We start from the raw sequence: 25517 nt of genomic DNA, 5'->3' as shown, positions 1-25517 counted from the left end.
TAATGAGGCATTCTCTTTTTTTTAACAACCGCTATCTTTACAAGGGTTATCGCCTTCGTCCCACGAACAGATGAACGTAAAAAAGCTTTCATCTTCAATACTCTTTCTGCTACTTTACGTCCGTATTCATGATATTCGTAGCATACACTGGTTGTGTTGTGGGTCGCTATTGATAATCATGAAAATCAATGCATGTTGGCGGCCTTTTGTGCCCACAGGCATCAGACCTGGTGACTTTGGTGTTCGTGAATTTCGTCAATCAAGGCACAGTGAGAACAGGGGCCGGATTGCTCATCATCGGTACTGATAGGCCGGGAACAGGCACTGAAGTAGAAAAAGACAAGATTTCACTTTACCGGCCCCACTATATTTGTGGATCCGTTCCGCCAGTTTAGCTGATTTATCTACCATGGCTCCCGCGTCATAAAAAAGTATTAACACCTGGTCTTTTTTGACGACAGCGATGTAGACTTCGGCTCGCGCTTTATCTTTGCCAGCTGCAAATAGCGTCAATGATAAACCACTGCCAAGGTAGTACGTGAAACGGATTGTCTTCATAAATACCGCCGTTCAATTTGAATACGTTGAAAAAACGATCAGTTAAATTAAACTAGATAATTTTTAAAATGTTGACTGGCATCAGACAACACAGAAACGGCGGGATTCGCTTTGATTAATAGACCATTCTGAGAATACACCTTAAATGTTTTACCCATGCTCTGTATCATGGCGCGATAGCATAGAATTTCATTGTAAATATCACACGACCTTTCTAAGAGTGCTTGCCAGTTTTTTTTATCCTAGACTAGTTTTTTAACTATCTTCAATTCTTCTGGCATCTTAGCGAAATACAGAGGGTGAGTTACGATATGGTCAACGACGGTTGCCGAATTGATGACGTTATTGTCTTAACACATCACACATAAAGGATTGCTGGTAAGAAAAACCCTGCACGGCGAGTTTAAGGAGGGCTCTGAGAGTGAAATAATCTCGTTGAGAGTCAGTCAGTCGGGTCGATTGCATCATTCACGGCGGAGTGGTGGTATTGGTTGACAGGTCATGATAGGGGGGCTTGACGCACAATCGGCGATGGCTATCATACAGATCGCTCTCCAACTTGTGCCATCCGGTTCTGTTCATCTTTTAACGTTCTGGTGTGTTGGGCATCCAATTGTGACACGGTATTTATCTGCTGTCGTAATTGTTCCAACTAAATTTGATACCTCTTTATCTCATAGACCCCTGTTTGACGGGTTTTTGGTCTACTGATCGTGATAATTCATAGCGGTAATAAGCAATAAAAGTAATAACGCCAACATTATTACAGAAATTTTCTAATGCATCAGGCAGTGACTTAGTATGGCGTTTTAATAAGAGATATTCCAGCCTCTCTGTTAGTACTTAGTCGTTAAAAATAGACTTCCGCTTTGTTGAGGCATATATGGTGAAAACGGGTGTTGAGGAAAATATCATTCGTTTTGATTAGCAAAAGGGTGTAAAATACGCAGCAGGTATTGCTAAAAAACGGATGAGAATATCAGGCATTATGCCTCATAAAAACGAAAACCCTTATGATAGCGAATCATAACAGATCAGGTTAAGGCACAAAAGTGCAATTGACGGAAGTGAAGGACAAGAGATTCAATAAAAATTGAGAGGTTCTTTAAAGCTCGTTTTAATAAGAACAAATATTATTCAGGGCATTGATATTTTATTCATTAAAATCATTTAAGTAATAGCAGGAAGAGCCTTTTGCCAGGCCTAGTTAGTAATCAAAATAATCAACCGATTAATCATCACACACTAACATCAAAATCTAATAAACTCAGTCGATTCTTAAAGGCTTTACGAAAGGTATCTAATGATATTTGCACCCGTTTCGTAGATTTATTTTGTTTTTCAAAACCTAAACCGAGAACAGAAAACACAACAAACAAAATCACAAAGGATGATTCTCCCTGCTTGAGCGATACTAATCATCATAGGGGAAAAATTGGATCCATATAAAATGGTTTATCTACTTCTGCAAACTCAATAATAATAAAAATAATAATAGAATTGATTGCAAAACATAACGAAGAGTACCCAGCGGATTTAAAAAAGTATGATTCTAAAATTGAGTATAAACATGTATTCAACCAGTTACAAGAAAAAAGAAAAACAGTGCTAAATGGACTACGTCTACCAGTAGGCACAGATGTAACGAACACGAACTTAAATGGGTTTTAATTACCCACATGCCAAATCTAGAGAAGGCTGATTTTAGAGGCTCAACAATGCAAAATACCGATATAGACTGCGCAATAATCTTGAAATCGAAACTAGATGACATAGACTTAAGAATAAAAAACCTACTTAGTACGAACTTTAGAGAAGCGAGTCTACAGAGGGTGAATTTCAGTGGAAACAAGTGCCTAAAGGACACTCGTCTCTCTGAGTTTGAGTTATAGAAAGCGAACTTTGATAACACTATATTTAATAGTGTTCAATTTATAAAAAGCCATATGGAAGATGAAGTTTTTCTGTCTTGGGCTATTTTAAATTAAGCGGAATTAAAGAAAGCGGAGTGTATTGGTGTCAATTGCAATGAGGTTTTTCTAATTGAAGCGAAACTAGAGGACACTGACTGCAGTAATGTGCGATTCAATGACTCGACCTTCAATGATGCAAGCTGATAAAGTTTGCCTGAATCGAAGATTTCATAAAAAATGATTGAAATCATAGAAATAAAATTTTTTTATGGTTTAAATTCCTTTAAATTTGGTGTAGTGATTCTCTGTCAGATGACATGTAAGCGACACCTGTATCCATAAGAGCGCCAGTGGGTTGTTTACCTGGCTTTTTATAGGGAGCGACTCTCTTGCTACCTATACTTTGACCTAATTTGTAGGCGATAGCAGGGCCTAAGAGGTCGGTCATTTTCTGTAGCAGATTCGTTAAAATACAACCTCTTTGAAACGCACTGATTTTTCTGTTGCCGATAACTGTCCTAGGTGAATGCCAGTGTGCTGCTTCCGCTTTCCTGCATCCGGTCCATCACCCGCTCTCCGATATAGTCAGCTAGTTTTCTGTTGGGGCCAGATTGCTGATGATGACACTGTGTTTCATGTGCTTGTAGCGAGGGTTGATTGCCTTGCGATACTGCATCCAGGAATCCTAGGTGCGTTCTAGTAGCCAAGTAGACAGTTCTACCTAGATTGGGTAAAACGATTTTGATTTTGTCAAAGGAGGGGTTTAAGGTAGTTGATATTTTTTAAATATATTGTCTTTTTTATCTTTTGTAATAGTGTTTTTTTGTGTCCCTGTTTTGGTGATATCGCAGTCACTTTTTCCATGACGCTTGTTGTACTAGTTGTAGTGACACTGTCATTTTTTTGATGACATCTAGCTTATCTAAGTGTGAGGAAATCTTTTTGTGTTATTTTATCTTTCTAAAAAAGTTTAATAGCAGAGAGGGGAATCATCGGCGCTTTTCCATTTTGCAGAATCAGGTTTTTCACTTCACTAAAGTTATACCCCTTGTCTGATATCACTTTTTTATGTTTTACCGGGTTACTACCGCACTGATAGGAGGAAATACCCTCATATCGGTCCTTTGGTCTTCAGATAAACAAACACTTCTAATTAGAGTACCTGAAAAGCCGAGATATGAATTTTAGGCTTACGCCTTTCCGGCCTGACCATATCGATTGAGGATTTTTAAGGATGCCAGAACCATGATGATGGATTAACACAGGTCTAACTATTTATCTACGTATAATCCATTGTCATTTTACTTTTTAAATCGCATTTCAATCGTATGCTAATAGCCATAAAATGGCATGATACTCGTTCTCAAGATGAAAAGATTTGGGAAAAATTATCTAAACTATTATCAGCTTCTAAAGGCAGACATGGAAAGGATATGATAGTGGTGATTTTATGGAAAATTAAAAGAGAAAGGGAGAGTAGCACTGACCACCTGGTAGGAACAATGGTGTATTAAAAATTGACTATAATGTCTATCTTTATAAAAAAGTAATTTTAATGAAATATTTTTCAATCGGATAAAGAATTTTAGTCGCATTACAACGAAATACAATCAAATATTATTGATGTTTGTTGGGGTTCTTGTTTTAAACGCAATTTAAACATGGTTAAAACTTTAGAGATAAGTCCTAGTCATAATCTTTTCTTGTTTTTTCTTCGTTTTTTTAGGTAAGCTAAAATATAAAAATCTCTTTGATTGTTCCTGTATTTAATGAACAAGATGCCCTTCCTGTTTTTTATCACACGGTTAGTGATTTTCAGCCGCTCTTTCGGTATGAAATTGAAATCATATTTATCACTGATAGTAGTCGAGATAAAACCTCGCATATCATTGGCACGTTATCACTGGCAGATCCTATTATTACTTTAATTAATTTTTTAAGAAACTTTAGAAAGAAGCGACTCTTTTTGCAGAGTTAGTTCATGCTACTAGTGAGTTGATGATCCAGATAGATGTTGATTTACAGGATCCTATTAATGTTATTCCTATGATGATTAAAAATGGGAAAGAGGGGTTGATATTATTCTGTCTAAAAGGACAGAACGCCCTTCAGATAGATACTTGAAGCGCATTAGTTCTTCGATGTTTTATAAAGTACATAACAAAATATCTTTGCAAAAATAGAAGAGCACGTAGGGGATTTCCGTTTGCTTTCTCGTCAAGTGGTCGATGATATTTTTGAACAACACAAATGTCGGGTTATCAAAAAATATCTTTTATCACCAAAAATTTCAGGGGATTAAAAAAGCGATTTCTGATGACATCAGTTGTGACTCACTTTTCCTCACTAAATTATCAGCGCTAACCTAGGGAGAAATGATAATTTTCACGTCAACTTCATTGAGTCTTTTTAAAGTTATTATGTAATTTTACCTAAAAATAAGAAAAATAATGGTCACTGATTAGAATGTTTTGCATCCATCATTGATGGCAAAAATTAAAATTAAATGTTAATTTTGTAATCAGCCGGATAAGGTTAAAAAATAAGGTAATGGCAACGGACATCATCAGTACTACAAGATGTCAATTTGACAAAACATCTTGCAGTTTTAATACACTTATCTTGTGTCAGGAGAGAGTCAAATAATAGAATGTTTCTCTGAATGCTTAAGAAGTGGATTCGAGAGATCACTGCAATCACTTTGTAATCAGAATCAATGCAATTAAGTTTTTTAAAAAACCCTCTCATTACTCTGGAGACAAATTGAAAATCATAGTTTATTCTGGTACCCATGGGAAACGAGAACTTCAAGCGTATTATCCGCTTATGTTTTACGCAACAGAAGTAAAAAAACGGTTCATATATTTCTGAAAAATAGAAACATTTTAGGTGAAATGTTAGTGTACAGCTTAATTTCGATCTGACAACATTTTGCCAGATGAAAAAACATGGAGTTGGAAAACATATACCTAGCGTATCCCGGAGAAGCTCACTCTACGTATTAGACTGAAAAGGTCTCATTGCGCGCAACATATAGATTATTTAAAGTATACCGAGATACATGAGAATATTATCGTAACATGTATTGAAAGAAATTATTATTTCTAATACTCGATCAATATATTCAACATATCCCACGCTTCGTACAAATCACCTTAAAATGGATATTTATCAATAAAAGCGGCTGCAATCGCTCCAGTTTAGGCATCTAGCCCCACAATGAAATCAGATATCCTAAAATGCATTTGAAATGCGCTGATCACTTTATTTTTGTCGGGATATAATTGACTTGTTTGTGGAATGATATAGTTCGTATTGAACGAGCAATCTTTGGATGTTAGCAACAGAAGCAAGATCTTTTGCATTTCGGGGATTTATATATTTTTACAAAAACCTGATCCGGCTAGTATCTTCACTCCTATTTTTTGCAAGTTGTTCCAAAAACAAAGGACTTGGATCATTTTTTCTCAACGGAGCAATATCACTATAAGCGAGCACATTGGTAGATTTTATATTATATCGTTTAACAAGATCTTTAGTGAAATGTTCAATATGTTTGATGAGGAGTTTCTGCTTATTATTAAAGGGATACCCAGCGATTCCCAAAAAACATTGTTGTATATCCTCAGTTCACAATCTCAATCTCTCAAGAAGTATCATTTAAGCTTGTGCAATTGCGCTAATAACTACGTGTCAAGCTTGTTTGACTTCGGGGACACGTTATAAAACAACTGCTTTATTACTAGTTGTGTTGAATTTTTCAGGAAAAGATAATGAGCCCTTACTTTTTGCTGAGTCAACGCGTTAAGAGCTGTGTAATGTAAAACTATCGAGTTGATTCGATCATTTTTTCCTACTGTAGGATAACGAGTATCTACTTTATAATGACAATGATCTATTGTATGAGACAAGTAGAAACTTGTCAGCATTAAAATGACAATCATGCTGACTAATTTAGTCATTAATTTATTTATTTTTATTTTAAATGTACTCAGTTATAAAACGCTAATCATCACTCAAAATTAATACGGTGATTATTGAAAAAATGAATTGTTTTTTACTATTATAAATACTGGCCGGATTTTAGCGCTGTAATTCGTCTCTCAATAGAAGGATGGGTCATGAATAATTCACAGAAAGCTTTGGTTTTCCCGTTAATACACAATGCCATCAAGCTATTGGCTTCCTGCGGTTCATAGCTACTTTTAAGTCTTTCTAAAGCTGATATCATTTTCTGACGTCCGACCAGTTTAGCGGCCCCTGCATCTGCATGAAATTCACGGTGACGAGAAAACCATAAAGTGATGATACTGGCAAGTATGCCAAATACTAATTCTAATACTGTAGAAATGAGGAAGTACACTATCGGATTCGGTGAGCTTTGTTCACCTTCACGCTGATCCGACATAAAACCAGAGACAATTTGAGCAAGCAAACGAGAGATAAATATAACAAAAGTATTAACTACGCCTTGAATCAAAGTCATCGTGACCATGTCACCGTTAGAAATATGACTCATTTCATGCGCAACGACAGCTTCTGCTTCATCACGGCTCATATTTTGTAGTAAACCAGTGCTGACAGCTACCAAAGAAGCATTACGTCGCGCGCCCGTTGCAAAAGCATTCATATCTTGTGCTTCATAAATAGAGACTTGAGGCATCTCCACACCTAGAGATTGAGATTGTCTCCGAATCATATTTATCAACCAACGCTCCGTCTCGTTATTCGGTGTTTCTATTACTTTGCCTCCGACTGAACGTAGTGCCATCCATTTTGATATCAGTAATGAAATAAAAGCGCCTCCAAAGCCAAAAAGGCCGGCCATAATAATAAGACCAGAGACGCTGCCAGATTGAATCCCAAGCAGACTCAATATCACCCCGAAAACTAACATGACTGATAAGTTAGTAAAAATAAATAAAATAAGACGCATCATAAAAAGTGATTTCCTGATTAATAATAAAAAACAACAAAAAAATGTAAATTAATAAAAATGTTGGGCTTGTATTTCTTGATAAACTGCATCAGTTTTAAAAGATTTTTTCCTATTTTCAAGTGAGCTACATCTATTGCAATATGAACACTTTCATCTAAATAAGAATCAGGGGGTTGATAATCTTTATGCAGCTTTTTCAAAGAGTTTATGGGTTTTTTCTCATTTTATGAAATGTTGATTTAAGCATTCTAAGTGTATATGGTCTTCATCCATATACTCTTTCATGCATTCAATATAATTAAGAGATACGGTATTTTGTTTTTTTCCAAATATGATAACGAGAAATATCCTGCTCAATATTTTTAAATTCAGGATCATCTTGAATTCGTTTTTTGTGAGTTTTTAACAAAATAGGTTGCATCGATTCTAAATCAGACCGTTTAGTACATTTGATGGCTTGAATGCTATCCCAATGTAACGCATTCTTTTCAAAGCTTTCACCTGTTTTTGAAGGATCTATTTCTGTTTGCATAAGAATATCGGGTATAACTCCTTTAATTTGAGTACTACCTCCATTGACTCGATAAAATTTTTGAATGGTATATTGTATTGATCCTATTTTAAGCCATTCTGGATGTAATACCCTATCGTAAAAACCATTTAAGGAGCGATGCAGTTGCACTGTGCCTTTCCCAAAGGTGCGATCCCCTACAATTAACGTTCTGCTATAATCTTGCATAGCCGCTGCAAATATTTCAGAGCTAGAAGCACTATGACGATCAACCAATAAGACAAGTGGGCCTTTATAATAAACTTTTGAATCGCTCTTTTTTGTTTTTAGATTTTATCGTGATTATATTTGATTTGTAAGATAGTTTCACCAGAAATAAATAAACCCAATAAAGACATAGATTCTGTTAATGCACCCCACCGTTGCCTCGTAAATCAATAACAATAGCGCTGAGATGCTAATTATGCGCTTGTTGTAATTGTTTTTTACATCTTCTGTCAAGCCAATGTAAAAACAAGGAATTTTTAGTATCCCGATTTTTTCTTCATTTAAACCTTTACCCGTACTTTTCATGGAAATTTTTACAGCACGATCTTTGAACTTGATAAATGCTCTCGTTAGTGTGACGATTTTAGATTTTTTATTTTTATCTACAGACAAAATCTCTAAACGTACTTTTATCCCTTCAGGGCCTTTGATCAGAGTAACCAAATTATCCAAACGCCAGTCAACAACATCCACTGTCGGTTGATTCATTTGCCCTACCCTAACAATATGGTCACCAACCGAAAGCACTTTGCTTTTTTCGGCAGCCCATCAGGAATCAACGATTCTTATTATCGTATACTCTCCATCGGTTTGTAGTACTGCCCAGATGCCTTCAAGATACAAACTAATTTCTATATTAAACTAATCTGTATTACAAGGGGAAAGGTAACTTGTATGGGGATCCAGTTCATGAGCAAAAGAATTCATAATTATTTGAAATACATCTTCATTATTGGTTTGTATAAGATTTTTTAGGGCAAAATGGTAACGTTTGATCAAAGTTTTTTTAATTTCACTGTCTGTTTTCCCTGCTAATTTGAGATTCCGTTGTTCGAACTTTACCTTGAGATCCCAAAGATGATTGAGCTCCTTTCATTTGATGGCCAAGGGGTATTTGAATGATCAACTGCAATTTTATCCTTACCCGTAAACATCATGGGTTTTTCTAATAAAGAGAGCGTATATTGATAACGCTCGAAGCGACGTTTTGGAATAATATTGAATAAATCGTTAGCCATCGACAAATGACCTGCTTTTAACTCATTAGATAAAATAGATTTTTCCATAAATGGATAAATATCAGAAATCAATAATATATTGTGACGAGGATCTAGCATATTAAGGTAGCAGTTAAAAAGTTTGTTTGAAAAGCCTTATCTAAATTAAATTGACGATAATGAGAATACATCAAATACAACACTACACGTTGACTTACATTAGCGTGCTGTATCTCTTGATACAACTAAGGTAGACTCGCAATGTTATAAACAGTACTTTTAGCATAACTGCTAAATACTAAATAAAAAATAACCCAGTAGTAAATCGCAGTTTCATTAATTTATTCATCACCCAGGTTGATCACGGTTTAAAATGGCTTAAGACTTTTTGTTCATTTGAGTATCATTTTTTATTTTTGTCGACGTATTTTTGCATCTGAAATCTGTTTGTGCGCGGGCTTATCGTGTTGTTCTGTAACCGTTTCGCATAAAAACCCCCTTTAAATCAATTTTTTTCTTCTTCTTTTATCGAAAAAAGATAACGTCAGCCTAAAGTATAGGTATATAAACGCACAGCTGAGAGTAATTGTGTTTGAGTCACTTTATCTCCTTGAAAAGGTTTAGTTCAATCCTGAACATACCAATTTTTAGAGGTCGTACTTTGCCTTGAAGCACAAAAAAACGTGGAAATTTTTGAGATAAAAACGTCAAAACTGATTTAATTCTATTAAATTGAGATTTATTTTCCATAAATTTACTTGTTGTCGTAATAAAAAATACTGTAAAGCAGTATTGTTTTGTTTTACACAAATCTCTTTTAATAAAGAGATTCTAACTTTACTCAAAGGTATTGAGATAGAACTCATTGCTAAAGGTAACTGAAAAATTAAAGATAATAAAAGAAGTTTATTCATAAATGATGGCCATTTTGATATATCAATACACCAGCAAGCTCATCGTTATTCACAAACATGTGTATTATTGCTGTCGGCAGTGCTACGACTTTGTCGACACAGACCTCGCTATGGTTTTGAAAGAGGTCGAGTGAGGTGCTTAGTCCCTGCTTTTTTGCAGGGAGTGTAAGATAGATTTATTTATTCTGAATGATAATTAAAAGTTTCTCTTCACCGCGTTCGATATTCAGTATTAATAAATGAGATTTTTTATCGAGGATTTTGCGTAGCTGAGCAATATTTTTAATTTTTTGCTGGGCGACATGAGTAATAATGTCTCCCTTTTTTAAGCCTAAGGAAGCGGCATTACTACCAACTTTGATATTGTTGACTTTTACACCTTTACCAGAAAAGTCGCTTAATTCCGCACCTTGAATACCCGCAATATTTTCGGACTCTATTTTATCACGAACACTTTCTTCTAAAATCACTTTCAGTGAAATTAATTTTGAATCACGTAACACACCTAAGGCCACGTTGCTTCCTACTGGTAATGTGCCAATTTTAGCCCTCAGTTCAAAGAAACTATTCAAAGGTTTATCGTTTATTTTGACGATGGTGTCCCCTACTTTAATACCAGCTTTCTCGGCGGCAGACTTCGGTAAAACTTGAGTGACCAATGCACCTTTTTGAACATTTAAATTCATTTCTTTCGCTAATTCCGCATTAAGTTCAGCACCTACAATCCCTAATTCAGACCGCTTTACTTCCCCCCCTTTCGCCATTTGGTTTGTTAAATCTTTAAGCATATTGCTGGGGATAGCAAATCCAATACCAATGTTGCCTCCATCCGGCGTTAAAATAGCGGTGTTCATGCCAACGAGTTCACCATTTAAATTCACCAATGCCCCACCTGAATTACCACGGTTGATCGCCGCGTCAGTTTGAATAAAATTCTCATAATTTTCTCTATTTAAACCACTTCTTCCCAGCGCTGAAACAATTCCTGATGTGGCGGTTTCCCCCAATCCATAAGGATTACCTATAGCGACAACGTAATCCCCCACACGTAGTTCATCAGAATCCGCCATTTTAGCTGCAGTTAAATTTTTAAAATTTTTAAATTGTAGTAATGCAATGTCAGTACGCGCATCCTTCCCGACCACTTCTGCATTATATTGACGACCATCATCTAACTGTACTTGAATTTTATTGACGTTTTCGACTAAGTGGTAATTGGTCACGATATAGCCTTTATTGGCATTTATAACTACTCCTGAGCCTAATCCATTGAATTTTTCTTTCATCGATGGGGAACTCCTTTGGCAAAAAGGAGAGTCTTGGAATGGAGAATCCTCTTGACAAAATGGGGATCTTTTTCCAAAAAAATCCTGAAACTGTGGCGGCATTCTCGAATTATTCACAGTAGTACTACCTTCAACACTGATGCTGACCACCGAAGGCATGACTTTTGCCAGCATAGGCGCTAAGCTTGGAAGTGACTGCTGACTATGAGAAAGCATTGTTTCAGCAGCTTTGACAGGTATTATTCCGATTGTTAATCCTATGTTTAATGCGAGCACACTCAATGCTAAAGTCATTTTTTTTATGGCTGTATTTTTCATGATTTGTTTCTCTTTTTAAAAAATAAAGAATTCTTTTTATTAAAAAAAAGATTGAATATGATGACAAAGATTTAATCAAGTTACTTTTTTAATATTTTTAATCGTAAGAATAGGTAGGACCTCACATTTTAAAAACTTATCCTGCAATCATCAAACGGCGATACTCATTATATGCGTAAAGGTCTGTCATACCACAGATATAATCTTGTATTAAACGAGCCATGTAATAATTTTCATAATTTTTTCTTCTATAGAGACATCCTTGAGTTTTTTACGGCTTCTTGATAAGCTAACTGGTGTTTATCCAGCAATTATATGAAATAAACGTGTTTCGAGAGCATATTGAGTATGATAATTCTCAAAAACTAATGGAGAAAAAGAATCAAATAGAATCATTAAAAGAGGGTGAGAAATGTTTAGTAAACAGATAATGATTCTGTAACCCTATAATTTAATTTATTCTACTTCTGGATGAGTAAAAACATATTTTGGGCCACTTTTTTAAAAGTTTAAGTAATGTAGTACAAGGACCGATATTTTCTAAAAGAGCTTGGTTAAAGATGACATAGAATATTTTTGGCAAGTGATTGACAAAAGGTTCGACTGTATACGGCACCAATACTTTCATTGTTTTAACTCTCAGACACATAAAAATTTAGCTTCTTCGTTACGCTAGTTTTCTTTCTATTCTTTGAATTCATTCTGGATGAATGTATCGAAAATCTCATTCTTGACAAAAGCGCCCGCCATTTCTTTTAAATAGTGAAACTGTTGATCAATATTAAAATATTTTTTTCAACAGCCTCCTCTAAATCAGAAATACAATAAGAAATATCATCCCCTGCTTCTATAATATGGTTCAAAGTAAAACGGGCAAATCTCTTCATATTAAGTGCATTTCTTATCTCTATTACAACAAGTTATTCTGATAAATAAAACCCGCATTTTTCATTAAAAATTAAAATTTTTATGGATATCTACTGACCAGTAATCGGGCTTTCTATATTTTAGAATACAGGAAATTTTGAGATAACTTAGATTTAATTGTAATAGCGTATGTACCAAACGAATCGCCTGTGCGTTGCCTTCAAATTGACTCAAATCTTGATAGATTTTTTACGTAATAAATTCAGCGTTTTTCGTTTTCCCTAAACCGCAATAATGGCTTGTCGTCTTTGTAGGGATCTGTTTTGTCCTTTAAACCAATTTTTGATAGTAGGTTCTCCAAAATGACAGAAAGGGGGATTCTTAATGTCGCGCATTAAACACGCCATCTCAACAAAACTTTTAAATGGGACCCGCAATTTTTGCACTCTTAATGCATTGATCTGATTTTTTTGTTTAAGATAAAAATAATTTCTTTGGAAATATAACGGCCAACCTGTTGAACTTCGAGAGAATGCGTTAAACGGCTGCGGACTGATGAATTACGTTCTCAAGGAAATACTTGTGTTGTTTGCTGTAAACGACGTATGGCTGCAGGATTAATAATCCTTCCTCTGTCACTTTCAAAAAATAGAAAGATGGAATCTTCATCTTTCATCATACGATCTTTATCATGAGGATAAAGCCGTTTACAGATAATTTTTCAATTAAAATCAAAATTCGGCATGGTATCTTCCAAAAATCCTTGTTTTTTATTATTTGATTGACATGATCAACTCAAAAATGACACTAATATTTTTATAAATCAAAACTTATAACAATTATTTTACATCAGGGGATTAAAAATGAAAGTGGGTATTATTGGTGCTATGAAAGAAGAAGTCACTCTGTTGTGTCAAAAAATTCAATCATGTCAAACTTTAACACGAGCAGGATGCTCTATTTACTCCGGCTTTTTAGAGGAAACGAATGTTGTTTTACTTCAATCAGGAATTGGAAAAACCTCTGCTGCTTTGGGTGCAACCTTACTCCTCGAATATTTTCAGCCTGATATTTTAATTAATACAGGATCTGCGGCAGGTCTTTGGCCTGATTTGAAAATAGGAGATATCGTGATTTCTACCGAAGTTCGTTACCACGATGTAAATGTCACTGCATTTGGCTATGAATTGGGGCAAATGGCGCTTTGCCCTCCGGCGTTTTTTGCGGATGCAAAACTTATTGAAGTCGTATTAGAATGTGTCAAAAACTTAAACTTAAACGCAGTGCAAGGCCTGATTTGCAGTGGAGATGCCTTTATTAATGGTGACCAAGCTCTCGATCGTCTTCGCACTTTTTTCCCAAAAGCCGTAGCAGTAGAGATGGAAGCAGCTGCGATTGCTCAAGTTTGCTATCAATTTAAGACGCCCTTTGTGGTCATCCGTTCGATTTCTGATGTCGCCAATCAAGCGTCTCATTTGAGCTTTAAACAATTTTTGTGCATATCTGCTCAACGTTCTAGCACCGTTATTGAAAATATGTTATCTATTTTACCTAAAACTTATTGCAGTATTAATTAAATATCTGCATTAAAAAAATTTTTCTAAGTAGCTTTCTAACTATAAAGATACATAAGGAAGTTAAATATGACGACTGTTGAAAAAATTCAGTTTCAAATACAAAATAACTTGATTCTTTTATATATGAAGGGAACACCTAAAATTCCTAGCTGTGGTTTTTCTGCACAGGTTGTCAAGATTTTATCTGTTTGTGGTGAGCGTTTTGCTTATGTCGATATTTTACAGCACCCTGACATTCGCGTTGAATTACCAAAATATGCAAATTGGCCTACTTTTCCACAACTATGGGTTAATGGTGAATTAGTAGGAGGATGTGATATTTTAACAGAGATGCATCAAAAAGGTGAATTAAAGGAATTATTACAATTCCAATATCAAGAAAAGTTATCTCCTATAACTGAAGATCTGGAGATAAAGAATCTAAATAAAACAGCTAAGAATGCAGTGGTGATGGTGGCCAACCACCTAAGCGCTTCCAACGATTGACCAATTCACAAAATAAGCGAGCGGTTTGTTGTGTGTCATAAAGAGCCGAATGTGCTTGGCTCATATCAAAATTGAGTCCTGCTGTTAAACAAGCTTTAGCCAGGACCGTTTGCCCAAGCGCTAAACCGCTTAAAGCAGCAGTATCGAATGTAGAAAAAGGGTGAAAAGGATTTTTTTTTAATCCTGTCCGCTGCGTGGCGTTCATAACAAATGCATGATCAAAGCCCGCATTATGTGCAACTATAATCGCACGTTTACAATATTGCTCTTTCATTCCTTTTTGAACCACTTTAAAAATTTTTTTCAACACCTCAAATTCGCTCTTTGCATCTCTAAGCGGACTATGTGGATCAATCCCATTAAAATCCAATGATTCAGGTTCAAAATTAGCTCCAGCAAAAGGTTCAACATGAAAATGCATCGATTGTTCTATATGTAACCAACCCTCTTTATCCATAAAGAGGGTTGCAGCAGCAATTTCCAGTAATGCATCAGTCTTAGTATTAAACCCCGCTGTTTCTACATCAATAACAACAGGGTAATATCCACGGAAACGATAGTGTAAAGTATTAATATTATTTTTATTTATGTTCAATGTGTTATCTTCTGAGATATTATGATTATAGCGTGTATAAAATTTTATTTTGAATTTCAATTTTAACACTTCTTTACGTTAGGATAAACTGTTCGAAATATTACATAAATTCAAACTATTACATAAATACCCATCGTGCAATTTTTAGTCTTACAAAATAATATTCAAAGATCTTACTTTAAAAAGTAGAAGTAGTTTGAATTTTTTCAAACTCAGTCGAAACTGTCATAAAGTTTTTAATATCATAGAATTTATGAGAGTAAAATTTGGGATGTGCGCTTAAATAAGAAAAAGTGGTATCAAGACAAGGACAGAACTGCTTTTTTTATTTAAAGAATGAATATGACAAGCTAACAATTTTTGTATAACACCTTATAAATTTAAACAAGTCAGATGAATATTGTCACAGAGATCAAATTTTTCTCTATGTACAATAGAGTGATCATTCGTTTTAATTAATTCAATACGTAGTGAAGAAATGTCACTGTCATTGATGGTATGATCAGAAAGATAATAATTAGGTTTCATTTTTTCAAGAAAACACATGATATCGTCGCAATCTTTGCAACTGTTAATTAAAGTGGAATGCAAAAAGTTCAAACCAGAATAAGTGTATTTTGAGAAACTCTGTATTAAAAAAATCATGGATCATTAATGAAGCACAGTGTTAAGGTAATTTAAAAGGAAGTACAGCCAAACTAAATTGGGATTCAGCGCAGCATTCTGACTGAGTCACGGGTTGAATAAATCGATAACTTTTTCCGTAAACAGTATCTATATAACGGTTATTTTATTTTGCATGAAGAAGACGACGTAATACATAAATGCAACGCCTTAATGATTCTTAACTAATAAATTCGTTAGGTTCTACTTTTGTAGAAACTTAATTAACGTTGCAGATGATAATCTTTGTTTAGTAAAAAAACGTAAAGCATATGTAAAGCCTTCAAAATTTTTTAAAATGCTCAAATTGAATTAAAAATTTTTTAAAACACATTTTGGGCTTTCGGTGTTTTTTGATTTTTATGATTGAAGAATCATCAACATGTATTTATGGAATAAGCTAAAGCAATCAGCATTGAATATAAATCAACATTAGAGTCTGAGTTTGATGCAGATATAAGCGATAAAATATCGGAATATATGTATATTAAAATTCATGATATCGTCGAATGAGAATTAAAAGATCCGTTAATTCTATCAGTAGCATCTGAGCATAAAAAGCTTTCTCAACAAGAAAAAATAATGAGTACACTTAAATTGAAGATTTTTAAGCCTGATTTTTCAACTGCTTTTATATAAAAATAGAGGAAGTTTGGCTAAGCTAATTATTGGTGAACTCAAAAGTGTATTACTTGATATGCAAAACAATGCAATGGCTATCATGAAGAAAATGAGTGAGCTATCTAAAATAGCAACATATGATCAAATAACGACTGGTATTAAAGAAATAAGGGGAGAGATAAAAAATATAAAAGAAAATGAGAAAAACGCGTAGTTAGTTGTAATCTGTAGCATGCAAAAGTGGTAGTCAAAAAACTGGAAAAATAGAGAAAGACTTGCAATCTGATTTTTGCAAAACTAAAAACCGTATTTGAAAAATCTACTGACCAATAGCATTCTTTTTATATGTTAACAAAAGCAAAAAACTAACTCAGTCTTTGCAGGGAACGATAAGAGAGATAGTTGATGATTTAATTAAGCATAATACGCACGAATATGAAAGTATCTTGGATATTTTTCTGGAAAAAATACTTATTTGAATTCAGATCAGATCAAAAAGCATGTTGATTTAAATGAGTATGAATTTAGATTACTAAAAATCATGTCGATCAAGTATAGACCCTATGTGCAGCCGATTTAATTTATTATCAAGATATTTATAATGCATTATCACAGGATTTACCCTTCTGCTATCAACTTAAAAGTGGTAAAAACGCGACATCTAATTCTAAGGAAATACCTCATCGATTAGCAAAAATAACTCATAGCCAGTCAGAGAAGTTATCTTTACGAGAAGTTAATAAGCGATCAAATGATAATCTAGAGTCTGTTGAAAATACACTTAGCCGTGCTACTAGTACAGTCAATCTAATGTATTTGATATACAAAAGATGAAACGAATATCTCTAATTCCATAGAAGGTAAAGCAGCTGAATCCACACTAGAGACCCTAAAAGCAATAGAAAATGAAGATTTACAGACATTTTGACAATGATTGAACTTGACCATTTCTTGTATTGTCAGAGTATCGGTTTTAAAAATGAAATTTTAATTAAAAATGTCATTTTTTTCTTGCCAGTTGTAAAGCAGCTCGTTAGTATTCTCTCGCGTTAAAAACCAATAAAAATATTGATATCTGCGTCCGTAGCTCAGTTGGTTAGAGCACCACCTTGACATGGTGGGGGTCGGTGGTTCGACTCCACTCGGATGCACCAAGCGGTCTTTTTTTTCTCTGCATTTTTTTCTTTATCTTCTTTCACAGATTACCCAACCCACGTGCCTATTTTATGAATAAAATACGGTCCATCAGGTTATGCATTCAATATGTTGATTTTTATATAATAAAAACTATACAGTTAATATTTAAGAAAAGGAAAACCTATGAATGACAAAAATCGCATTTGTTTTTTTGATTTTTTATTGATGGTCAATAAAACTTCTCATGCGAAGAACATTGTAAGATTAACCGCTACTGAGCCTGCTCAAAAATCATTAAACCTAATAGAAACAGATGATGTAAACATCATTTCGACACAGCTTATTATTCATAAGCAATTTCGCAAAAGTGTGGTTTTGTGACCTGTGAAGGTTCTACCAAACGTTGTAAACCGACTACTTGTTCATTATTTTGAGTACGGATCAATGTCACCCCTTTCGTGTTCCGGCTGATTGAATTCATTTCAGATGCACGAGTACGAACTAAAGTGCCTGCATCTGTAATCATCATTAAGTGATCGTTTTCATCTACTTGAATCGCACCCACCACATTTCCATTGCGTTCATTCACTTTGATAGAAATCACACCTCTGCAGTTTCGAGTCCGCGTGGGATATTCTGTGTTAGAAGTCTTTTTACCATAACCATTGGCTGTCACGGTTAAAATATCCCCCTCCCCACGAGGAATAATGAGTGACACAACGCGATCTTCTTGAGCTAAACGTATTCCTCCGACCCCTCTTGCAGTTCGGCCCGTAGCGCGGACTTGATCTTCTAAAAAACGAATGACTTTTCCTTTAGAGGAAAATAACATTACTTCATTAGTGCCGTCCGTTAGGTCGACGCCTATCAGTTTATCCCCATCATCTAAATTGAGTGTGTAGATGCCGGTGCTGCGAGGACGACTAAATTCCGATAAAGCGATTTTTTTGACCACGCCACAGGCGGTTGCCATGAAGACATATTGCCCTGTTTCATAATTTTTAATGGGTAGAATAGCAGTAATGTATTCATCTAGGTTTAATGGCAATAGATTCACTATGGGCCTGCCTCGTGCTCCACGACTCGCTTCAGGTAATTGATAGACCTTCAGCCAATAAAGGCGCCCACGGCTTGAAAAGCATAAAATATTGTCGTGCGTATTGGCCACTAGCAGTCGTTCAATAAAGTCCTCGTCCTTTGTTCGAGCCGCCGATTTTCCTTTCCCTCCCCTGTGCTGGGCTTCGTAATCGCTCAGAGGTTGATATTTTACATATCCTTGATGAGAAAGCGTCACCATCACATCTTCTTGTGGTATCAAATCGTCAAGATGAATATCCGCAGTGTTGATTTTGATTTCAGTACGACGTTGATCATGATATTGGGCTTTGATGGACGAGAATTCTTCTCGAATGACTGCTAATAAACGATCGGGATCAGAAAGGATTTTTTTAAATTCGTGAATGGCGTTTAACAGTTCTTTATATTCATTGAGTAGATTGTCGTGTTCCAAACCCGTTAATTTTTGTAAACGCAGATCCAATATCGCTTGGGCTTGCTGCTCAGTAAAATGATATTCCCCGTGATGAATCCCAAATTTAACTTCTAACGATTCTGGACGAGCGATATCTTTTGCATCTCCAACACAATCTAACATGCTCTTCACATGACCTAATGGCCAAGCTTGCGTCAGCAAGCCTGTTTTTGCTTGAGTTGGATTCCCAGCATTGCGAATTAATTGAATAATAATATCAATATTGGCTAATGCCACGGCTAATGCTTCCAAAATATGTGCTCGATCACGAGCTTTACATAATTCAAAGATCGTACGTCGCGTGACTACTTCACGTCGATGTCGTATAAAAGCCCTTAAAATGTCTTTTAGTGTCATGACTTTAGGTTGACCATGATCCAAAGCCACCATATTGATACCAAAGGAAACCTGTAACTGTGTCAGCGAATACAGTTGATTGAGTATCACCTCACCGATGCTATCCCGCTTTAATTCAATGAGAATCCGCATCCCATCTTTATCAGATTCATCACGCAAGCAACTTATTCCTTCTAAACGTTTTTCTTTGACTAGTTCGGCAATTTTTTGAATCAGCTTTGTTTTATTCACCTGATAAGGGATTTCATCGACAATAATGCTTTGCCGACCAGATTTTTTGTCTACTTCCATGCGTGCTTTAGCGCGAATATAAATTCGTCCTCGCCCTGTACCATAGGCCTGTTCTATACCTTTATTCCCGTAAATAATACCGGCGGTGGGGAAATCAGGGCCTGGTATATATTTCATTAAATGTGCAACACTGATATTTTCATCATCAATATAAGCAAGGCAGGCTTCTATGACTTCAGAAATATTATGAGGAGGAATATTGGTTGCCATACCAACGGCAATACCCGAGGATCCATTGATCAATAAATTCGGTATTTTAGTTGGCATCACCTCTGGAATTTGCTCTGTTTCATCGTAATTGGGCAAAAAATTCACTGTATCCTTGTCAAGATCAGCAAGTATTTCGTTTGCGATTTTTGACATGCGAATTTCTGTATAACGCATGGCAGCGGGAGAATCTCCGTCAACTGAGCCAAAATTTCCTTGGCCATCTACCAGCATGTATCTTAAAGAAAAAGGTTGGGCCATACGAACAATAGCATCATATACTGCGGTGTCACCATGAGGATGGTATTTACCAATCACATCCCCGACGACCCTGGCCGATTTTTTATAGGTTTTGTTCCAATCGTTTCCCAATACTTTCATGGCATATAAAACACGGCGATGAACGGGTTTAAAACCATCTCGAACATCAGGTAAAGCTCGCCCAATAATAACCGACATAGCATATTCTAAATAGGAATCTGTAAGTTCTTGTTCAATATTGATTGGGATAATTTCTTTGGCAAGCTGGCTCATTAAAGTGTTATTCCTTTGATATTCTTTTTGAAGATGGAGGTGATCTAAAACGATTTAATACTATCACAATCTGGATCTGATCCGGATATGATATCGTCAATCTCTCACAAAAAAGGAGCTATTTTTAATCATGCCAAAAATTGATAAATGGAATAAACCACACAACGTAGATAAACAAGAAATCGCCAAATTTTCGGCTCTAGCTTCCCGCTGGTGGGATACTTCGGGAGAATTTAAGTCATTGCACCGTATTAATCCTTTACGTTTGGATTATATTTTGCAGCATACAAAAGGGATTTTTGAAAAAAAGGTGATTGATGTCGGTTGTGGTGGGGGAATTTTAGCAGAAAGTTTAGCACGCGAAGGAGCTACCGTGACAGGATTGGATATGGATGTTCAATCGTTACAGGTTGCTCATAGGCACTCTTTAGAAAGTGGGCTTGAGATCCATTTTGTGTGTCAAACAGTGGAATCTTATGCAGAAGATCATATTCAATATTATGATGTGGTGACATGTATGGAAATGCTCGAGCATGTGCCAGATCCTGTGTCTGTTGTGCTGGCCTGCACGACGTTAGTCAAACCTTCTGGTCATGTTTTTTTTTCGACCATTAACCGGAATACCAAATCCTGGTTTTTGGCAGTCGTGGTGGCAGAATATATTTTAAATATGTTACCGAAAGGAACGCATGATGCAAAAAAATTTATTCGGCCATCAGAGTTGATTGATTGGTTAGAAGCGGCCTCTTTTCAGGCAAAACATATGATAGGCTTGCATTATAATCCGATACTGGACCATTTTAAGCTTGACCCGAATGTGGATGTGAATTATATGTTATATGCTCAAAAAGAAATTGACTGTTCTCATCATCAGTGGTGATTAAAAATAATTTAGGTAAAAAAACTAACCGCGCTTTCTATCACTTTTTGTTGTATTTCATCAGAAAGATTGTAAAAAAGAGGCAGGCGCACCAAACGATCACTTTCCTGGAGGGTGTTTGTATCTTCCCCAACGAAGCGCCCAAATTTTTTCCCCGCGGGGCTAATATGCAATGGAACGTAATGAGAAGTGATGAGAATATCATGCGTTTTCATATGATGAATAAAATGTTCCCGATTTTCCCTATCACGTAATTTAAGATAAAACATATGAGCATTTTGTATGCTATCTATAGAGATATAAGGAAGACTTATCTGGCAAGACAAAGCGAACCGTTCTAAAGCGGAATAATAATTTTTCCACAATATCATCCGGCGAGCGTTGATCTGATCTGCGGCCTCTAATTGCCCCCAAAGATACGCTGCTTGTAAATCGGACATTAAATAGCTTGAACCCAATGAACGCCAAGTGTATTTATCCACCTGGCCTCGGAAAAAGCAGCTTCTATCAGTGCCTTTTTCACGAATGATTTCGGCTTTTTCAATTAGGTCCTTGCCATTAATGAGGATCGCCCCTCCTTCTCCGCCTGCTGTGTAATTTTTGGTTTCATGAAAGCTAAAACAACCCATATCTCCTAAGGTCCCCAGAGCTTTTCCTTTATAGGTCGACATCACACCTTGTGCAGCATCTTCCACGACATATAAATGATATTTTTTTGCTAAATCAAGGATGAAATCCATTTCACAAGAGACACCGGCGTAATGTACGGGAACAATGGCCCGTGTCTTTTGAGTGATCGCAGCTTCAATTTTTGTTTCATCTATGTTCATGGTACCTGGACGAATATCAACAAACACTATTTTTGCGCCACGTAAAACAAATGCATTAGCAGTAGAAACAAAGGTAAAACTTGGCATGATCACTTCATCATCGGCTTTAATATTTAATAATATTGCCGCCATTTCAAGCGAAGCGGTGCAAGATGGAGTCAAAAGTGTTTTTTGGCACTTAAAACGTACTTCTATCCACTCTTGACATCGATGAGTAAATCGGTTGTTACCACTGAGTTTTCCAGATTGCATTGCTTGTTGCATGTAAGAAATCTCGCTTCCTACTATGGCGGGTTTGTTAAATGGAATCATTGAATCTTCTCTTCATTTTGCTTAATTTATTCACGTAAAATTTTATATGTCTTTCCCAGTGAGGTTTTAGATCATCGACACGATGTTTTACTTTATTTGATTGAGGTGTTGTTTGTATTTCGTGGGAACATTGCTGTAATTAAGACAATCTAGCAGAGCTGGAGCGCATGCAATTTTATGCGCCTCTTCTAACATACACCACTGATTTTTTGCGTTTGCATGATCTTCTAATGTCGACAAGTAATGAGGCAGCGTCTTTCAAGCAACGCCCCATTTTTCCATAGTTGGAAATCCTAACAGTTCTATGTAATGTTTTAGTAAGGTTAGATTAAGAACAAATCCCTTATCCTCAATATTTCTATATTGCTATTTTCTCTCTGGATGAGGTAGGTCAAAATCGGAAAAGTATTTTCTTATTATTTTAATAAGACTTTGCGTAGAAAGCGGTTTAGAGAGCACATCATTCATGCCTTTCTCTAGAGACTCTTTTTCTTTTTTAAGATATGATCTGCAAAAGTAATAAAATGTGGCAGTGACTTTTGATGATGATCTGATCGAATCTGCTGAGCAATCTCAAAACTAGTCATGTCTTGCAGATGAATATCCAAAAAATTAAATCAAAACGTTCAAAACTAAATACTGATAACGCTTTACTGCCACTTCAAAACTGATCTTTAATTTTTTAAAAACAGCGAAAGCGACAGTAATATTGATATTAACATATTTAACTAAAAGAACATGAAGCAGAGGAAAATTTATATCCTAATTCTTCAAAACAGCTGTTTTTTAAAATAAAATGGCGATTTTACGGATAAAGTAAAAGAAGATCTCTGACCCTTTATGCTCTTTACGGTAATATCCTCTCCTATTTTTTAGGACAACTATTTTGATGCAGCCAAGCCGATACCGGCCCCTGTATTTGCTATTTTTCCTGGAGTGTTTTGTATTTGATAATACAGAGTAAAAAATTTTATTTTGTTCTTCAATAAAAATGACAATACCGGAGTATTTGATATAAAATATTAATTTGTTTTTTGATTTATAAGAGACTTTAACAATAATTTTGCCTTAATCAGAAAATTTGACGGTATTACCAATTAAGTTCTAGAGTATTTGACGTAAACGCGTACTATTTATAATGAATTTTTTGGCAGATCAGGCAACATTTTTATTATAAATTCTAGTCTATTTGAATAGACTAATATATTAGAAATAATTTTTAATTCTAAACAAAAATCAGCAAGAAATCTTTCTTGCTCATTGAGGACCATCTTGGCCCGTTCAATTTTATTGATATTCATAATATCGTTGAAAATATGAATTAAATTGACCGCATTGATATAAATCATTTTGATATATTGTGTGCGATCAGGGTTTAATTCTAAATCCAGTAAAATATAACTGATTCCAATAATCCCTCTCCGAGACGAGAGTGAATCATGACTGATGGTGGAGATAAACCTGTATTTATCTCTATTGATTTTTTAAAATCATTTTGATGAAAAAATCCAGTGAGCACATTATTGTAAATTGATCAATCAAACGTGATAAACTTTGACGAGATTGCCTCACTTTTTTGATGACCATAGAGAGAAAATACAGTGTTACTACTACAATAAAAGAAATAAAAAAACGAGGCGTAATAAATTACACTCAATCATTTTTTTATCTAGTATCAAAACTGCATTAATTTCGATTAATGTGGATATGATTATCAGTAAAAATGATTATAAAATTGAAGTCTCCGATATTTAAGATTAAATGAATACATCTGTTTGTGAACATTTTAAGTTGCTTTATAAATATCTTTTACCTTTTTATTTATGATCACCTGAGATCATTTTACACATGGAAAAGAAATATAGATATGATGGAAATATAAAAATATGTTGCAATTACTTAAATGTTATTCTGCAAGACGTTATATTTGGTTTTTTATTGCTTTGACTGGTTTTTGCTTTTTACTGATAGCACTTTATTTTCAACATATTCTTCTGATCCCCCCTTGTGTCTTATGTATTTATCAGCGATGCGCTTTTTTGGGGCTGATCGGAGCATCGTTACTTGCTGCTATTTATCCTAAATCTTTGTTACGGCATATTGGTATATTGCTATGGATATACAGTTCCGTGAAAGGTCTTCAGTTCGCTTTGGAACAGGTTAAAATTCAATCTACCCCCAGTTTTTTTGATTCTTGTGTTTTAATGATAGATTTTCCTTCATGGCTTTATTTAGATAAATGGTTGCCTTTTTTATTTGCGCCTTATAGTTATTGCGCTAGCCAACAATGGCAGTTGATGTCACTTGACATGGCACAATGGCTGATCGGTATTTTTTCTATTTATCTGTTCATAGGGAGCATCATTTTTATTAGTCAATTTGTAAAACCAAGAAGACTTATCTATTCAGTAATGAATAAAAATTAATTACTTTAAAATCATTGGAATAAATGTATATTTATGCTTTATTTTATGCTGTGTTATTAGAGTTCGAGAATGTCATATTTTGTATTACTCTCCGAAACTAAATTCAATTTTTTCTTTGTTGTAATTGAGACTTGACAGGTACTTCTATCTGTTCTACATCCGTGCCTGAAAAAATGGCTTACGGTACGAAAAGTGCGATTGTAACTGGCATATCCATCATAATTTGATATTATACAAGTGATAAAAAGAGATCGGGATTAATTTATGAATAAAACTTAACTGATTGATGAAATAGCATAAAATGCTTATATAACCAAAACTAAAGCCACGGCGGCTTTAGATATCATCTTAGATCGAATCACTGCATCTTTGGAAAAACACGAGTCAGTGCAACTCATGGGTTTTGCGTAGCTTTAGGGTCAAACATCGTAATATGCGTAACCCTAAAACTGGTAAAACAATCGAACATTACTGAATGTCCTGTCCATTTTTTTAGATT

At 35.2% G+C, this 25517-nt stretch carries 17 protein-coding genes, 1 tRNA gene and 5 pseudogenes; 11 read left to right on the top strand and 12 right to left on the bottom strand.

Annotation, left to right across the window (positions count from 1 at the left end; all coding sequences use genetic code 11):
* Positions 1 to 24 precede the first annotated feature (24 nt).
* Both CICURV3402_RS07010 and CICURV3402_RS05940 read right to left on the bottom strand, forming a co-directional pair.
* Positions 25 to 598, bottom strand: a pseudogene (locus CICURV3402_RS07010) (terminase large subunit); the annotation flags it as partial.
* A gap of 7 nt (positions 599 to 605) precedes the next feature.
* Positions 606 to 773: pseudogene (locus CICURV3402_RS05940) on the bottom strand (phage terminase small subunit P27 family); the annotation flags it as partial.
* Positions 774 to 2558: 1785 nt separating this feature from the next.
* On the opposite strand from CICURV3402_RS05940, the pseudogene CICURV3402_RS07765 reads away from it, so the two are divergent.
* Positions 2559 to 2675 (top strand): annotated as a pseudogene (locus tag CICURV3402_RS07765) (pentapeptide repeat-containing protein); the annotation flags it as partial.
* A gap of 79 nt (positions 2676 to 2754) precedes the next feature.
* Here CICURV3402_RS07765 and CICURV3402_RS05925 read toward each other — a convergent pair.
* Complete coding sequence (locus tag CICURV3402_RS05925; protein ID WP_187306991.1) at positions 2755 to 2919, bottom strand: hypothetical protein; 165 nt, start codon at positions 2917 to 2919, stop codon at positions 2755 to 2757.
* An 880-nt stretch (positions 2920 to 3799) separates the two neighbouring features.
* Between CICURV3402_RS05925 and CICURV3402_RS05920 the strand changes: the two genes are divergently transcribed.
* The 3 genes from CICURV3402_RS05920 to CICURV3402_RS07275 all read left to right on the top strand — a co-directional run bounded on the left by CICURV3402_RS05920 (position 3800) and on the right by CICURV3402_RS07275 (position 4595).
* A complete protein-coding gene (locus CICURV3402_RS05920; RefSeq protein WP_158380228.1) occupies positions 3800 to 3985 on the top strand; it encodes a hypothetical protein in 186 nt (61 codons plus the stop codon).
* A 236-nt stretch (positions 3986 to 4221) separates the two neighbouring features.
* A complete protein-coding gene (locus CICURV3402_RS07760) occupies positions 4222 to 4449 on the top strand; it encodes a glycosyltransferase (RefSeq protein ID WP_187306990.1) in 228 nt (75 codons plus the stop codon).
* Positions 4450 to 4469: 20 nt separating this feature from the next.
* Entirely contained in the window at positions 4470 to 4595 is a 126-nt protein-coding gene (locus tag CICURV3402_RS07275) for a hypothetical protein (protein ID WP_268904321.1), read from the top strand.
* Positions 4596 to 6534: 1939 nt separating this feature from the next.
* Here the strand turns inward: CICURV3402_RS07275 and htpX are convergent.
* From htpX to CICURV3402_RS07270, 5 genes and pseudogenes are all read right to left on the bottom strand, one after another.
* A complete protein-coding gene (htpX, locus tag CICURV3402_RS05910; protein ID WP_158380227.1) occupies positions 6535 to 7410 on the bottom strand; it encodes a protease HtpX in 876 nt (291 codons plus the stop codon).
* A gap of 17 nt (positions 7411 to 7427) precedes the next feature.
* A pseudogene (gene prc, locus CICURV3402_RS07800) lies at positions 7428 to 9527 on the bottom strand (carboxy terminal-processing peptidase).
* 749 nt (positions 9528 to 10276) lie between these two features.
* Positions 10277 to 11689 carry a serine endoprotease DegP gene (gene degP, locus CICURV3402_RS05895; protein WP_158380232.1) on the bottom strand — a complete coding sequence of 471 codons (1413 nt, stop codon included), beginning with the start codon at positions 11687 to 11689 and terminating at the stop codon, positions 10277 to 10279.
* 151 nt (positions 11690 to 11840) lie between these two features.
* Positions 11841 to 11927, bottom strand: coding sequence for a hypothetical protein (locus tag CICURV3402_RS07755; protein WP_187306994.1), 87 nt, complete (start codon positions 11925 to 11927; stop codon positions 11841 to 11843).
* 532 nt (positions 11928 to 12459) lie between these two features.
* On the bottom strand, positions 12460 to 12591 hold the full coding sequence (locus CICURV3402_RS07270) for a hypothetical protein (protein WP_268904320.1): 132 nt from the start codon (positions 12589 to 12591) through the stop codon (positions 12460 to 12462).
* Between the two features lie 843 nt (positions 12592 to 13434).
* On the opposite strand from CICURV3402_RS07270, the gene mtnN reads away from it, so the two are divergent.
* Positions 13435 to 14148, top strand: a complete 714-nt coding sequence (mtnN, locus tag CICURV3402_RS05885) for a 5'-methylthioadenosine/S-adenosylhomocysteine nucleosidase (protein WP_158380225.1) — start codon at positions 13435 to 13437, stop codon at positions 14146 to 14148.
* Between the two features lie 66 nt (positions 14149 to 14214).
* Positions 14215 to 14514: pseudogene (grxD, locus tag CICURV3402_RS05880) on the top strand (Grx4 family monothiol glutaredoxin); the annotation flags it as partial.
* A gap of 67 nt (positions 14515 to 14581) precedes the next feature.
* On the opposite strand, the gene rnt reads toward grxD, so the two are convergent.
* Complete coding sequence (gene rnt / locus CICURV3402_RS05875; protein ID WP_158380231.1) at positions 14582 to 15247, bottom strand: ribonuclease T; 666 nt, start codon at positions 15245 to 15247, stop codon at positions 14582 to 14584.
* Between the two features lie 354 nt (positions 15248 to 15601).
* On the bottom strand, positions 15602 to 15874 hold the full coding sequence (locus CICURV3402_RS07845; RefSeq protein WP_487249583.1) for a hypothetical protein: 273 nt from the start codon (positions 15872 to 15874) through the stop codon (positions 15602 to 15604).
* Positions 15875 to 16544: 670 nt separating this feature from the next.
* Here CICURV3402_RS07845 and CICURV3402_RS05865 point away from each other — a divergent pair.
* Together CICURV3402_RS05865 and CICURV3402_RS05860 are read left to right on the top strand one after the other, a co-directional pair.
* Positions 16545 to 16727 (top strand): hypothetical protein, encoded by a 183-nt coding sequence (locus CICURV3402_RS05865; protein WP_158380224.1) that lies wholly within the window; start codon positions 16545 to 16547, stop codon positions 16725 to 16727.
* Positions 16728 to 17590: 863 nt separating this feature from the next.
* Positions 17591 to 17667: transfer RNA gene (locus tag CICURV3402_RS05860), tRNA-Val, on the top strand.
* A gap of 326 nt (positions 17668 to 17993) precedes the next feature.
* Here the strand turns inward: CICURV3402_RS05860 and gyrA are convergent.
* Positions 17994 to 20570, bottom strand: a complete 2577-nt coding sequence (gyrA, locus tag CICURV3402_RS05855) for a DNA topoisomerase (ATP-hydrolyzing) subunit A (protein ID WP_158380222.1) — start codon at positions 20568 to 20570, stop codon at positions 17994 to 17996.
* A 130-nt stretch (positions 20571 to 20700) separates the two neighbouring features.
* Between gyrA and ubiG the strand changes: the two genes are divergently transcribed.
* The gene (gene ubiG / locus CICURV3402_RS05850; protein ID WP_158380221.1) at positions 20701 to 21450 is read left to right on the top strand and encodes a bifunctional 2-polyprenyl-6-hydroxyphenol methylase/3-demethylubiquinol 3-O-methyltransferase UbiG; all 750 of its coding nucleotides are present in this window, start codon (positions 20701 to 20703) and stop codon (positions 21448 to 21450) included.
* A gap of 11 nt (positions 21451 to 21461) precedes the next feature.
* On the opposite strand, the gene rffA is transcribed toward ubiG, so the two are convergent.
* Positions 21462 to 22592: a dTDP-4-amino-4,6-dideoxygalactose transaminase gene (gene rffA / locus CICURV3402_RS05845; RefSeq protein WP_158380220.1), complete on the bottom strand. Its 1131-nt coding sequence runs from the start codon at positions 22590 to 22592 to the stop codon at positions 21462 to 21464.
* Between the two features lie 1886 nt (positions 22593 to 24478).
* On the opposite strand from rffA, the gene dsbB reads away from it, so the two are divergent.
* Together dsbB and CICURV3402_RS07395 are read left to right on the top strand one after the other, a co-directional pair.
* Positions 24479 to 25018, top strand: a complete 540-nt coding sequence (dsbB, locus tag CICURV3402_RS05835) for a disulfide bond formation protein DsbB (RefSeq protein ID WP_158380219.1) — start codon at positions 24479 to 24481, stop codon at positions 25016 to 25018.
* Positions 25019 to 25327: 309 nt separating this feature from the next.
* The gene (locus CICURV3402_RS07395) at positions 25328 to 25429 is read left to right on the top strand and encodes an HU family DNA-binding protein (RefSeq protein ID WP_320410079.1); all 102 of its coding nucleotides are present in this window, start codon (positions 25328 to 25330) and stop codon (positions 25427 to 25429) included.
* The last annotated feature ends 88 nt before the right edge of the window (positions 25430 to 25517 follow it).

This window comes from Candidatus Williamhamiltonella defendens, assembly GCF_900699045.1.
Lineage (GTDB): Bacteria > Pseudomonadota > Gammaproteobacteria > Enterobacterales > Enterobacteriaceae > Hamiltonella > Hamiltonella defensa_A.
The sequence above is the reverse complement of the archived record's forward strand: the minus strand, read 5'-3'. Positions and strand labels throughout refer to the sequence as shown.

Bases quoted from the DNA above. Each gene is read 5' to 3' on its own strand.
- CICURV3402_RS05925 (WP_187306991.1), bottom strand. From the start codon at position 2,919: ATGACCGACCTCTTAGGCCCTGCTATCGCCTACAAATTAGGTCAAAGT.
- CICURV3402_RS05920 (WP_158380228.1), top strand. From the start codon at position 3,800: ATGCTAATAGCCATAAAATGGCATGATACTCGTTCTCAAGATGAAAAG.
- CICURV3402_RS07275 (WP_268904321.1), top strand. From the start codon at position 4,470: ATGATCCAGATAGATGTTGATTTACAGGATCCTATTAATGTTATTCCT.
- htpX (WP_158380227.1), bottom strand. From the start codon at position 7,410: ATGATGCGTCTTATTTTATTTATTTTTACTAACTTATCAGTCATGTTA.
- CICURV3402_RS07755 (WP_187306994.1), bottom strand. From the start codon at position 11,927: ATGGCTCGTTTAATACAAGATTATATCTGTGGTATGACAGACCTTTAC.
- CICURV3402_RS07270 (WP_268904320.1), bottom strand. From the start codon at position 12,591: ATGAAGAGATTTGCCCGTTTTACTTTGAACCATATTATAGAAGCAGGG.
- mtnN (WP_158380225.1), top strand. From the start codon at position 13,435: ATGAAAGTGGGTATTATTGGTGCTATGAAAGAAGAAGTCACTCTGTTG.
- CICURV3402_RS07845 (WP_487249583.1), bottom strand. From the start codon at position 15,874: ATGATTTTTTTAATACAGAGTTTCTCAAAATACACTTATTCTGGTTTG.
- gyrA (WP_158380222.1), bottom strand. From the start codon at position 20,570: ATGAGCCAGCTTGCCAAAGAAATTATCCCAATCAATATTGAACAAGAA.
- ubiG (WP_158380221.1), top strand. From the start codon at position 20,701: ATGCCAAAAATTGATAAATGGAATAAACCACACAACGTAGATAAACAA.
- rffA (WP_158380220.1), bottom strand. From the start codon at position 22,592: ATGATTCCATTTAACAAACCCGCCATAGTAGGAAGCGAGATTTCTTAC.
- dsbB (WP_158380219.1), top strand. From the start codon at position 24,479: ATGTTGCAATTACTTAAATGTTATTCTGCAAGACGTTATATTTGGTTT.